Source organism: Paenibacillus sp. CF095 (assembly GCF_900101225.1).
GTDB lineage: Bacteria > Bacillota > Bacilli > Paenibacillales > Paenibacillaceae > Paenibacillus.
In genome coordinates this window covers 308,728-321,240 of the sequence record NZ_FMZN01000004.1, presented here as the reverse complement: position 1 = coordinate 321,240, position 12,513 = coordinate 308,728, and the positions used below count along the sequence as shown (strand labels likewise).

Genomic DNA, 12,513 nt, shown 5'->3' with positions numbered 1-12,513 from the left:
TTCCTCCGTATATGTGATGGTCTGTTATCAAAACCAGTTAGAGATGTAATAATTGCAGCGTAGAAAGAATGGGACCGCCGAAGTAGATTCCCGCTGTAAAATACGTTATGGTCCATAACAAGGCACTGGAATAGGAGATGAGAGCAAATTTTCTATACTGCACGCCGCTCAGCCCAATGACCAAAGGGAGAACATATCGCACGATTGGAATGAACAAACCGATGCACATCGCCCAATTGCCACTCTTATTCAGAATCAGTTCAGCTTTGACAAAGTGTTTATGATGTTGAAATCTGTGTTTTATCTTGGTTCCAAATAACTTCCCTGCAAAATAAGCAAAGGTAATGGCCGTTAATAGTCCTGATAAAATACAGAAGTATGTGATCCATGAATTGATAACTCCTGTGTGGCTCAGAATGGCACCGCTGATAATCGTGATTTCATTTGGAATTGGAATCCCGAAAGGCCCCAATGAGAAGGCAAAATAAAAAATCAGATATCCATACTGATGAAGTAGCTCTAAGATCGTATTACTGATCATTGTTTTGCCTCCTCTCTTGTTGATATAGCAATCTTAATGAAAAAAACTAAGGAATTAATGAGCATAAATCTGAAGAAAATCTAAAGAATACATAAGCAAAGCCACACAACTACGTTAAAGAGAAAAAAGCCTTGCCAACGTACTGGCAAGACTTGAATAGGTGGACATACTCAGGAGCGGTGATCAAGTGATATGAATTTCTGAATATCAAATAAAGCTTGTCTCGAAAAGGAACTTATAAGTGAGCTCGAGTTGATTATCTATATCTTTATCTGCAAGGAAGAGGATGAGCATCAAAGAAGAGCCGAGACGTCATAATGACGACTCAGCTCTTTTTTATGTCCGATAAGCAAGGATTTTTTGAAATCAGATTATTGTAGGAAATAGAACCAGTTGAATTTTATACCAGCAACAAAAAACAAAACAATCCATCCCCATAGAAACAGTAAACGTAAAGGTCGTGGAATCAGGAGATATTCTGAGTACAATTTGCTGAAAAGTTTCATTACAGTAGTGACCACCCCTGCTAAGTTACTCCCTTATATCCGCTCTCGCAAGAAAAAGAAGTAAGAAGATAAGATAACCAAGATCCCAATAAGTCTATATACCGTAGCGTAGGCCTCAAGGTTGCTTCTGGCGATTACAAATCCGATGATCGAAATAGATAATATCAAAAGACCAAAGGGAATCTTATAACTCAGACGAAAAACCTCCAGTTATATCAAAATTAGGTATATTATATCATGATAAACAACCAGAGGACCTTTTTGTATCAGATTCAGCCATACCTACTCATTCAATAAATAAATCGAACGAAATAATACTGGCATGCCAATATATAGTGTAAGGAGGAAGGGGATGGATAATGAGTGAGCATGATGAGTACATAAAACTTGTAACGTTAATACGTGCGGGGCATGAAGAAGCATATGGAGATTTATATGAGAAAACAGTGAAGGGGGTATATCAAACTGTGCGATTTCTCATCAAGGACAAGTCTGACGCGGAGGATGTGGTACAGGAGATTTACATTCAGGCGTATCGATCATTAGCGCGATATGATGCGGAGCGTGCTTTTCGTCCCTGGTTAATGGGTGTTACGATGCGGCAGGTCCAGAGTTATCGACGCAAAAGATTGATGCAGTTTCGGTTTGGCAAGCGGATCGAAAAATCTGACGTGGGACTAGAATATGATTTTTCCACTGATCTGATCAACAAACTGGCTAATCGTCCTCTGCTGGAACAGGTGCGCCGTTTGCCGTACAAGCTGCAGCAGGTGGTCACCCTTCATTATTTGAATGAATACACGCAAGAGGAGATTGCTGACATATTGGAGATTCCGCTTGGAACCGTAAAATCGCGTATACATGCGGCGCTGGCGAAGTTGAGACAGAAAGAGAAGATGAATCCGAGATTGCGGGGAAAGGTGGAGAATCTGCATGAAACTCGATGAACAGTTGCGATCAGCCTATCGGGAAGAGACCATAGACTGGTCCGTTCCTGCGAGAATTAAACATAAAGTGATGGCTAGTATTCGAAATGATTCACACATCAGAAAAAATCGAAAAAAATGGCTGGTCACTGGGCTATTGGCTGTTGTACTAATTGTTCCCACCGGAGCCTACGCAGGATACACCTATCTCGCAGACGGAATATATGGTTCACAGGAAAACATCACAGCTATGGGGGGAACAGCTGAGGATTATATGAGGTTGGAAGCGAAGCTGCAGACGGCCAAGGCCCACTTCAGCGAAGAAGAATTTGTTCAATATATGGACTTGCTGAAGCAAATGGGACAAATGGCCGTGAAGCATGCCGATTCTCAAGGCAATATGCATCCAGAGCAGTGGAGTACAGTGGAGCAGGAACGATATAACCTTCTTGCAGCTAAGCTGAAACCGTTTTTTGAAAAGCTGGAAGCTGTGAGCACTGCTTCACAAAAGGATCCTATGAATGATCATCAACAATTCTGGACGGAGCAGTTGGCGCGGGCGGAGGCGATGTTATCTAAGGAGGAGTTTACCGAGTTCAAATCTGTGTATGAACAAATGAAGGCGTATGAAGTGATGGTGGTGGACAAGGATGGAAGCATTCATGATGAGCGCTTGTCAGTGGAACAGAAGGATGATTTGATGCAATTAAGAGAGCGACTTATTCCGTATTTGGAGAAGTTGGGGCTTGATGTGCGGTGAAGGAAGTAAAAACGGTTTGTACGAGAAGAAGTGGAGAAGTGAATTCTTTCCTTCTTTCTTTATGTTCCGACATGTTACTTCCTCCCCTGCACCTTCAGCCGATATTGATGTGGTGTAGAACCTGTGGCAGTACGGAATACTTTGCAAAAGTAGGAGGGGCTGGTCATACCGACACGGTGACCGATTTCGGGAACGGTGAGCGAGGAACGGGTGAGCAGCACACAGGCATGACGAATGCGGGTAGCTTGAGCATAAGCAACAATCGTGGTGCCAGTCGCTTTTTTGAATACATGAGATAGATGATAGGGGGACAGATGAAGTGTATCTGCGATATGCTCCAAACGAAAAGGCTCTTGGTAATGCTCCTCAATCCATTGCATGATGGCTTCGGCATGAGGGTGAAGAACGTTTGCACTGGACGAGAGTACATCTTGGGAGCGGTGTTGCTGCCCGTCCTGCCACAGATAGCGAAGTTGTGCGAGCAGATCCAATAAAAAGAGGCGTGTATCCTCCTCTATTTCATGAGGAAGCAGACCTGGATACGTATCTGCATATTGTTCCATTCGTTGAACGAGTGGGGATGTGGCAGCAAGTCGGATGGGCTGAATGGGGGATTGCTCTTCCAGCAGATCCTGTATGAAGTCGTGAGTAACAATAAATTGGGGCCAATGTGCCTTCAGTAGATCAAGTTCAACCATGAGTACATTTCGAATGAAAGGCTGCTGTCTGGATACCTGAATCTGGATGTGGTGCAATTGAAAAGGTCGAAAAATCATGAGCATACCGGGTTCAAGGGAGAAAACCTGACCTTCGGTTATCAACTGCCCATATCCTTCGTGAATATAGGTTATCTCCAGCTGCGAATGAGCATGGAACACTTCGCGAAACGTAGTGTTGGATGTCCGACGACAGGCCAGATTAAATTGTTCTCCCAGGATGATAGACATCATGAATGCCTCCCTTATCATGCGCAAGATAGTTTTATTTTAGCACAAGATGAACGCATAAAAGCGCTTTATTATTGTGTATTGTGAAGGGAATAAGGGAGGTATGCAACGATGTTAAAAGTAGCGATTATCGGAGCAGGTGCAATTAGTGGGGCACATATCTCAGCATATTTGGCATTCCCAGAGCGATGTCAGATTGTTGCTGTGGTCGATATGTACGTTGAAAAAGCACAGAAGCGAATTAATGAATATGGTCTGGAAGGTGCACAAGCCGTCACGGATTACACAGAGTTACTTGCCCAAAACATTGATCTGGTATCAGTCTGTACGCCGCCGTATACACATGCTTCAATTGCGTGTGATTTCATGCAAGCAAGTGCGCATGTGTTGGTCGAAAAACCGATGGCCTCTTCCCTGGAGGAAGCGGATCTGATGTTGAGAGCAGCGCAAAAAAGTGGCAAGTTACTATCTGTAGTAGCACAGAATCGGTTTACAACACCGATGATGAAACTGAAAGGTGTGCTAGACAGTAAACGGATGGGCCCCATCGTACATGTGCAGGTTGATTCTTTCTGGTGGCGGGGTCACAATTATTATGATCTGTGGTGGCGCGGGACATGGGAAAAAGAAGGCGGAGGCTGCACCCTCAATCATGCAGTGCATCATATTGATGCCATGCTTTGGATGATGGGACCTCCAGTGGAATTGCAGGCCATGATGGCTAATACGGCACATGATAATGCCGAAGTTGAGGATATATCCATGGCGATGCTTCGCTTCCAGGAAGGGGCGCTTGGCATGATTACCAGTTCCGTCGTACATCACGGAGAGGAGCAGCAGTTAATTTTTCAGGGGAAAGAAGCCCGAGTATCTGCACCTTGGAAAGTGGTTGCTTCTACCGTACGGAGTAACGGATTTCCAGAATCCAATCAAGAGCTGGAACAGCAGATTCAGAAGCTGGCTGACGAATTACCGGATGTTGTTCATGTCGGTCACGCTGGGCAAGTTGAGAATGTGTTAAACGCTATTGAGACAAGATCACCCCTTCTGGTAGATGGAGAAAGTGGCCGGAATACACTTGAACTGATTGTGGGTATCTATAAGTCGGCAAGTACGGGAGAAAAGGTTGTTTTTCCACTTGGGGCGGAAGACGCGTTTTACACAAGAGAAGGAATTATGCAACATGCCGTACACTTTTATGAAAAGAAGACGACGGTGGAGAACTTTGAGGATTCGAGTATTACGCTTGGGAGCAAGTTGAATTCGTAGTATTTTACGTGAAAAAGATGCTCCTCACATAAGTGAGAATGGGCATCTTTTTTTTGTACTAGATCCATTACACCTACCTCACGATAAAAAATTAATACACCCGGTTTTCCCATCCATTTAACTCGCAATCGCTTCAAGATAATAATCTCCATAGTCATGGATTGGATCAATAAAAAGAGAGCGCAAATGAAACGCTTTCGCAGTTAGCGGATTCACGTCATTTGAGAAACTTGGAGAAGAGGATGCAATGGATTGAAGAGCATTTCAAATATGAGATCAGATTGGACCAGATGGCGGCAGATGTTCATCTGTCCAAATCGTATGCTTACCGCATTTTCATCAAGACACAGGTAGCAGCATTACGGAATACGTCAAAGCTTGAATGTGCAGTATGCCTACTCGCTCCTTGAGACAACAACACTTTCGGTGGACGAGAATGGCAGACATGCAGGGTTTTCAAGTGGATCGTATTTCATCCAGTTATTTCGCAAATCTGCGGAGATGACCCTGCTGCAGTATCGGCAACAATTTGAACAGATAAGTAAGCATTCATTTGGTTTGCAAAAAGTAGCGTTATTACGTCTCAATATATACAATTAGTATTTACCGTTTGAAGTAAATAAATCCCGGCTGTGGATTGCACTAGCCAGTTGCTAAATGCGATACTCCACCTCCGGGATTGCACATCGGTAACCTTCAAGCTAAATAAACCTTAAGGATTCCTCAAGTTGTTACAGCCACTTATCAGCCCAACGTTCCACGGCGCTTAATGCTCTCCCCAGTTCCGTGCCTTTTCGTGACAACATATATTCAGTTCGAACTGGACGTTCCGTGACCACATGGCGAACCACAAGTCCTTCTTCCTCCAATTCCTTCATTCGCTCATTTAACACACGTTTGCTCAAGTCAGGGATATAAGCGTGAATCTCACTGAAGCGTTTGGGTTCCTCCATCAACGCATGGATAATGAGGGCTACCCATTTTCGGCCAATGATCTGATAAGATTGTTCCACTTTTGTACATATTTGCTTGGCATTCTCATCATCGCTCATGATTGTACTCCTTTGATTTAGTATTGCTTGTAATATCATTAGTATACTTATTGTAACCTACTTGTCCACAGGCCATATGTGTAAAATGTCACATACCAATTGTTCTTAATCTTACCACATAAAGCGTTATCATCAAATAAAAACCCTATAAACACTGGAGTTCACAGGTTCGACACGATTGTTGACGAATTGTGACGACAGGTGTAATATGGGTAACGTTAATTCAAATGGTTACAATTTATAACCTATAAACAGGTTGTGGAGAGAAGGAATGTTCCATGGTTGAATTCAGGTGCGCTATATAAACGGAGGCAAGGCGGGGAACACACCCACTTATTCCGTCTTTTGTCATGCTTGGATTTGAACATTTTGCAACATCATATACTATACTGCACAGATCACAGGAGGCACTCCAATGGATGCAATGACATTTGTCCTGTTCGGGGCAACAGGCGATTTAGCCAAACGCAAGATTTACCCTGCATTATATAACTTGTACATGGATCAGAAAATGCCGAAATCTTTCTCCGTTATCGGATTGGGACGACGTGAATTGTCGGATATGGACTTCCAGGCCAATGTTGAAAAGTCACTGCACGAATTCTCACGTCAGACGCCAGAAGAAGCATCTCAGGTTCGTGATTTCATTGGAGCTTTCCGTTATTGTTCTTTAAATAATACGAAGCTTGAAGATTACACCAAACTGTTGGAGTTGGTTCAACAGCGTGAACAAGAGCTTAACATTCCCGAAAACCGCATGTTCTACATGTCGGTGGCACCGGAATTCTTTGAGCCAATCGCATTAAACATTCAAGAAAGTGGCCTGGGTAACACCAAAGGCTGGAAGAAACTGATTATCGAAAAACCATTCGGACACGATCTGCAATCGGCTCGTGATCTGAACGAAAAACTGAGCAATACCTTTGCGGAAGAAGAGATCTATCGCATTGACCATTTCCTTGGTAAACCGATGGTTCAAAATATTGAGACGCTCACCTATGCAAATCCGGTAATTCAGGCGTTGTGGTCTAACCGTTATATTGCCAATGTACAAATCACGGCAAGTGAGACGGTGGGTGTTGAAGAACGTGCCGCGTATTACGACCAAAGCGGTGCCCTTCGTGACATGTTCCAGAACCATATGCTTCAGTTGCTGATGATGATTGGTTTGCATTTGCCAAAACGTTGCACACCGGAAGAAATTCAATTCAAAAAACAAAAAATTGCTGAAGCACTTCGTCCGTTGACAAAAGAAAATATCGCTTCTGAAGTTGTTCGTGCGCAATATGCAGCAGGTGACCTGCAAGGGACATCGGTTGTTGGATATTTGGACGAGCCTGGCATCCCAGCCGGATCTCAGAACGAGACCTATGTTGCCGCAAGACTTTGGATCGATGATCCGTTCTGGAGCGAGGTTCCATTTTATATCCGTACAGGTAAACGCCTGGCTGAGAAATCCACCAGAATCGTTGTTGAATTCAAGTCTCCACTCAAAACGGGGCATGAATCCGAGAATACAACGGAACCTAACCTGCTTACGATTGAAATTGGTCCGGGAGAAAGTATTTCCCTTCAATTAAATGCGAAGAATCCATTGAACCATGGTGAAGTGGAACCAATGCGTATGACCTTCAACTCCGGTAAACGTAATATCCCTGAAGCATACGAGAATCTGATCTTTGATGCGATGCGTGGAGATTCCACCTTCTTTGCTCACTGGAACGAAGTGGAGCTGGCATGGCAATGGGTGCAACCGATTCAGGAAGCATTCGAAGCTGGCAGCGTGCCACTGGATACGTACAGTGCAGGTTCGCATGGACCAGAGTCAGCAGATCGCCTGACAGCAGCAGACGGTTACCGTTGGTGGTAAGTGAAACGAAAAAGCGAGCATAAGAGAACACAATAGTAAAAACAACAGTACAATCCGTTCTGCTCACCCATGAACATTTTGCACAATCCAAATGCTTCTTCCAAGTCAACAGGATATAGAACGAAATGTTTTATTCCCCTAGAGCTTTACTCAGAAGCGAGTTGGATGGAAGCAAATTGCTGATATAACAAAGTAACTTACGAATTATACCGTTTATACCGTTCCAATTTTGCATAAGTCCTTCCGGTTATGTTTGCCGGAAGGCCGTGAAAATTTTTGAATATAGATTAGCTGTTCAGTTTTGAAAATGGGTTGGCTTGAACGCTGCGAATGTAGTGTAGGGGACGAAATCGATTCTGTAGAAGCAAAGCGTTCGCCTTTATCCCCGGATTTTTCCTATATAGGAGATTCAAAAAAAATCTGGGGATAACAGCGATCAAAAGAACGATTCGTGACCGGAACGGTTACCTTCGCCAAACGTTAAGCACTTATTTTTAATTTTGAGCGCACATGAAATTTAAACATTGTTCATAACAGGAGGATTTTGAAATGAAACTTGGACTTGTCGGATTAGGAAAAATGGGATTGAACCTGGGTAGAAACCTGATTGATCACAAACACGAAGTGGTTGCTTTTGACCTGAACGCTGAAGCAGTAAATGAAATGAAAGAATACGGCGCTGAAGGCGTATCTTCTTACGCAGAGATGGTGGCTTCGCTCGAATCCCCACGTGTATTGTGGATCATGGTTCCCCACAACGTGGTAGACGCTGTGCTGGCTGAAGTTAGCCCATTGTTGTCCAAAGGCGACATCATTATTGAAGCGGGTAACTCCCACTACAAAGAATCCATCCGTCGCTACGAAGAGATGAAAACTAAAGGCATTCACTACATGGATGCAGGTACATCTGGCGGTATGGAAGGCGCACGTAATGGAGCATGTTATATGATCGGTGGAGACCCGGAAGCTTGGGCCATCGTTGAACCGGCATTCAAAGATACTTCCGTGGAGAATGGCTACCTGTATGCTGGTAAAGCGGGCAGCGGTCACTTCCTCAAAATGGTTCACAATGGTATCGAGTACGGTATGATGGCATCCATCGGTGAAGGTTTTGACGTATTGGAGAAAAGTGGATTTGATTTCGACTTCGAACAAGTGGCTCGCGTATGGAACAACGGTTCCGTTATCCGCTCTTGGTTGATGGAGCTGACAGAACGTGCCTTCTCCAAAGATGCAAACCTCGATGAGATTAAAGGCGTAATGCACTCTTCCGGTGAAGGACGTTGGACGGTAGAAACGGCATTTGACCTTCAAACCGCTACACCGGTTATCGCGTTGTCCTTGCTGATGCGTTACCGTTCCCTGGAGACAGACACATTCACAGGTAAAGTGGTAGCAGCATTGCGTAATGAATTTGGCGGTCACGCTGTAGAGAAAAATTAATTTTATATATAACTGTTAACATATGATGAGAATCGGGTAATGACTTATATCGTGTTTACGAATTCATCAAGTGGAGGTAACATATCATGAAATTTTTCTTGGATACAGGGAATGTGGAAGAAATCAAACGGATCGAACGTCTGGGTCTGGTGGATGGAGTCACGACTAACCCGTCTTTGATTGCCAAAGAAGGTCGCGTATTTAAAGAAGTCATTCAGGAGATCTGTGGCGTTGTTAAAGGCCCGGTCAGTGCTGAAGTCATCGGTCTCAAAGCCGAGGATATGTTGAAGGAAGCTTATGAAATTGCAGAATGGGCACCAAATGTAGTCATTAAATTGCCGATGACCGAAGATGGGCTGTACGCTTGTCATGAGTTGACGCAAAAAGGGATCAAAACCAATGTCACGCTGATTTTCTCCGCAGCACAGGGCCTGATGGCGGCGAAAGCCGGTGCAACCTACATCAGTCCATTCGTTGGTCGCTTGGATGATATTGCGGTGGATGGTATGAAATTGATTCGTGATCTGCGTCTTATTCTGGACATGTATGATCTGCCTTCCGAGATTATCGCAGCAAGCATTCGCAATATCAAACATGTAGAGGATGCAGCCCTTTCCGGTGCGCATATTGCCACCATTCCGGGTTCGCTTCTGCCGACACTTTGGAAACACCCACTGACGGACAGCGGAATTGAACGTTTCCTGAAAGACTGGGAATCTGTTCCGAAATAAAAGGATAGACATGGCCTGAATCTTTGGTTGGTCTGAACGTAAAACCTTTCGCCTTGCAGAGTAATCTGCGGGTGAAAGGTTTTTTTATCTCTGTTTATGTAGTTTCCGATTTCCTGTTAGTTTAGCCAATGAGGAGTACGAGGAGTACTTGTCCCTTTAATGTGGTTGTTACTTTCTATCCAGTGTCCACGTACTGTCCTTCTTTTTCGGGACAACGGTGCATAAGGTTAACATATAGCCTATAGCTCATCCCGTAGGGGAGGGACACTTCGATGATGAGAAGAAAATGGCGAAGCCGGAGACGCCGTAAGCCGCCAAGCGGCAAACGCAAAATGTGGTTAATCATTTTATTGGTCACCGCGTTTTGTTTGATGCAGGGCTTTGCTTATGTAGATAAGAAAATGAAGCCCCCCATCATGCACTTGGCCAAGATCAGAGTGAAGCAGATTGCAACTGAAGCGATCAACAAGGCAATTACAGCACAGGTTGCAGATGGCAAAACCAACGAAGGACTGATTGATTGGAAGACGGATACCGCCGGAAAAGTGTCCGGTTTTATGCTGAACTACAATGAGCATATGCGAATCACCGCAAGTACGATGAATATCGTGCAATCCACGCTGCAGAATGTACACATGTTAAAAGAAAAAATCCCGCTGGGGCAGGCGCTCGGCAGTCCGGTGCTGGCTTCATTTGGCCCGAGTATACCGGTTCGTATAGAGCCCCAGGGCGCTGTCAAAGTGGACCTGAACACCCGTCAGCAGAATGCGGGTATTAACATGATTTTGGTGGAAGTGTACATTCACATCATTGCTGAGGTCGCGGTCGTGGTGCCATTTGACATGGAGCCCGAAACGGTCGATACGGAGATCCCGATTTCCTACCTGCTGGTTGTCGGGGATGTGCCAATGTATTATTACGATAATCAGGGCAAGCCAGTGGGCAGTAACGGCAGTAATGCCCCAGCTATTGCGCTGCCATCAGGTCATACGGGTGTATCAAGCGATAATGGAGTAACTACGAATCCCCCTAGCCAGAACCAGCAACAGACGCCGTCAAACCCTTTGCAAGGGAATGAACTTGAAATTGAGCCGGATGATCTGCCTGATGTGAATGGGGGATTTCAGCTCAATAAGGACGCGCACCCATGATACACACAAATATCTAAAGCAAAGCGAAAAAGGGACCTCTATCTAAGAGGTCCCTTTTTCCAATACTTATCGTACTCTGAGCCGAAGAGAATCGACTTAATCCCGCCAATTTACAGGTTTGGGTCAAGACATGTGGTGTACTGCAAATTGCTTCCACGTACAGAGCATATCCTCGTCTCACTTACTTTTCTTGCTCTTTTGTTTGCGTTCATCCTGTTCCCAATGTTTCAGCTGTGGATAAGGATCGAACGACCATTCGTGCAGTCCGCTGTCCCGGTAGATCCCATAGTGCAGATGTGGAGGGAATTTGCCCTGTGTCCCAGGTTTCCCGTAACCTGAACTGCCAACCCAACCTACAACCTGACCAGGGATCACAACTTCACCAATGCGTGCACTTTTGTCAAAACCCGAGAGGTGGGCGTAATAGTGATAATGGTTGTTCAAATCCCGAATTCCGATGCGCCAGCCGCCAAACGGATTCCAGCCTTTGATTTCCACGACCCCGTAACAGGTACTGCGCACAGGCAGGCCATGCGGAGCAAAAATATCTGTTCCCTCATGAATGCGATAACCACCCCAGCTTCTTTTTGTCCCCCAGGTACTGCGATAGGAGTAGTTGGTTCCAAGCGGGACTGGAAAGGCATGTCCGAATAGATCCAGATTGTCAAAATGCTCATATAACTTCGCGAATTGCTGTATCCGTTGCACAGCACGGGAATTGTGATAATATTCCCACAAGGCAATGTTGAAGTCCTCTTGCTTGTTCCCGTAACCTTGAATAACAGAAGCCATGCTGTACAGCACATCCTGATCATTGTTGGCATCTGCTATACCGTCTCCTGAACCATCACGTCCATATCCTTTGAAAAAAAGAATGGATTCCGGATGTTGATCCGTCTCATCGGGATTTAGCCATCCTCTCCAGGCCGGAGGGGTCATGAAGATACCCGTAAGCCGCTCCGGATGTTTGCGATCCTTTGGATGCGCGCGAGTAATCGTTCGTTCATACTGATCAATGGCAGCAAGCCTGTACCAGGGAATCTGGGTCATCTGACCGATGGTTTCATATAAATGGCGACGTGCAGTGAAAATTTCTGCGGGTTTTAACTCGGCAGCCTGTGGTTTGGGAGTGGCCTGGGCGGGTTCACTGTAAACTTCAACAGGCAAGAATGGGAGAAGCAGAGTAACTGCAAGTAATGTTTTGATCCAAAAGCGGTACGTGTGCCTGAAGGTCAAGCGTTGTTGCACTGGGAAGCAGCCCCTTTCCATTAGAATGATACAAGGTACCCGATGAACCAAGCTAAAGGTTAGCGTTCT

13 protein-coding genes are annotated in these 12,513 nt (G+C 44.9%); 9 read left to right on the top strand and 4 right to left on the bottom strand.

Features of this window, described 5'->3' with window-relative positions:
• Positions 1-37: 37 nt before the first annotated feature.
• Entirely contained in the window at positions 38-541 is a 504-nt protein-coding gene (locus BLS69_RS25925) for a DedA family protein (RefSeq protein ID WP_091037940.1), read from the bottom strand.
• A gap of 865 nt (positions 542-1,406) precedes the next feature.
• On the opposite strand from BLS69_RS25925, the gene BLS69_RS25920 reads away from it, so the two are divergent.
• Complete coding sequence (locus tag BLS69_RS25920) at positions 1,407-1,994, top strand: sigma-70 family RNA polymerase sigma factor (protein ID WP_091037938.1); 588 nt, start codon at positions 1,407-1,409, stop codon at positions 1,992-1,994.
• A complete protein-coding gene (locus BLS69_RS25915) occupies positions 1,981-2,733 on the top strand; it encodes a DUF3600 domain-containing protein (RefSeq protein ID WP_091037936.1) in 753 nt (250 codons plus the stop codon). The genes BLS69_RS25920 and BLS69_RS25915 overlap by 14 nt, the downstream gene beginning before the upstream one ends.
• Before the next feature lie 74 nt (positions 2,734-2,807).
• Here BLS69_RS25915 and BLS69_RS25910 read toward each other — a convergent pair whose 3' ends face one another.
• Positions 2,808-3,683: an AraC family transcriptional regulator gene (locus BLS69_RS25910; protein WP_176873032.1), complete on the bottom strand. Its 876-nt coding sequence runs from the start codon at positions 3,681-3,683 to the stop codon at positions 2,808-2,810.
• A gap of 108 nt (positions 3,684-3,791) precedes the next feature.
• Between BLS69_RS25910 and BLS69_RS25905 the strand changes: the two genes are divergently transcribed.
• The 3 genes from BLS69_RS25905 (at position 3,792) to BLS69_RS33040 (ending at position 5,549) form a co-directional block, all read left to right on the top strand.
• Positions 3,792-4,949, top strand: a complete 1,158-nt coding sequence (locus tag BLS69_RS25905; protein WP_091037933.1) for a Gfo/Idh/MocA family protein — start codon at positions 3,792-3,794, stop codon at positions 4,947-4,949.
• Between the two features lie 242 nt (positions 4,950-5,191).
• On the top strand, positions 5,192-5,359 hold the full coding sequence (locus tag BLS69_RS31990; protein ID WP_143023632.1) for an AraC family transcriptional regulator: 168 nt from the start codon (positions 5,192-5,194) through the stop codon (positions 5,357-5,359).
• Complete coding sequence (locus BLS69_RS33040) at positions 5,334-5,549, top strand: AraC family transcriptional regulator (protein WP_240768332.1); 216 nt, start codon at positions 5,334-5,336, stop codon at positions 5,547-5,549. The genes BLS69_RS31990 and BLS69_RS33040 overlap by 26 nt, the downstream gene beginning before the upstream one ends.
• A 131-nt stretch (positions 5,550-5,680) precedes the next feature.
• Here BLS69_RS33040 and BLS69_RS25900 read toward each other — a convergent pair whose 3' ends face one another.
• Positions 5,681-6,001, bottom strand: coding sequence for a winged helix-turn-helix transcriptional regulator (locus BLS69_RS25900; protein ID WP_036605715.1), 321 nt, complete (start codon positions 5,999-6,001; stop codon positions 5,681-5,683).
• Positions 6,002-6,416: 415 nt separating this feature from the next.
• Between BLS69_RS25900 and zwf the strand changes: the two genes are divergently transcribed.
• The 4 genes from zwf (at position 6,417) to yunB (ending at position 11,196) form a co-directional block, all read left to right on the top strand.
• Entirely contained in the window at positions 6,417-7,871 is a 1,455-nt protein-coding gene (gene zwf / locus BLS69_RS25895) for a glucose-6-phosphate dehydrogenase (RefSeq protein ID WP_091037931.1), read from the top strand.
• A gap of 549 nt (positions 7,872-8,420) precedes the next feature.
• On the top strand, positions 8,421-9,314 hold the full coding sequence (gene gnd, locus BLS69_RS25890) for a phosphogluconate dehydrogenase (NAD(+)-dependent, decarboxylating) (RefSeq protein WP_062838007.1): 894 nt from the start codon (positions 8,421-8,423) through the stop codon (positions 9,312-9,314).
• Positions 9,315-9,400: 86 nt separating this feature from the next.
• Positions 9,401-10,045, top strand: coding sequence for a fructose-6-phosphate aldolase (gene fsa, locus BLS69_RS25885; RefSeq protein ID WP_036605718.1), 645 nt, complete (start codon positions 9,401-9,403; stop codon positions 10,043-10,045).
• A 272-nt stretch (positions 10,046-10,317) separates the two neighbouring features.
• Positions 10,318-11,196, top strand: coding sequence for a sporulation protein YunB (gene yunB / locus BLS69_RS25880; protein ID WP_091037929.1), 879 nt, complete (start codon positions 10,318-10,320; stop codon positions 11,194-11,196).
• A gap of 177 nt (positions 11,197-11,373) precedes the next feature.
• On the opposite strand, the gene BLS69_RS25875 is transcribed toward yunB, so the two are convergent.
• Positions 11,374-12,444, bottom strand: a complete 1,071-nt coding sequence (locus BLS69_RS25875; protein ID WP_091037927.1) for a M23 family metallopeptidase — start codon at positions 12,442-12,444, stop codon at positions 11,374-11,376.
• Positions 12,445-12,513: the final 69 nt, after the last annotated feature.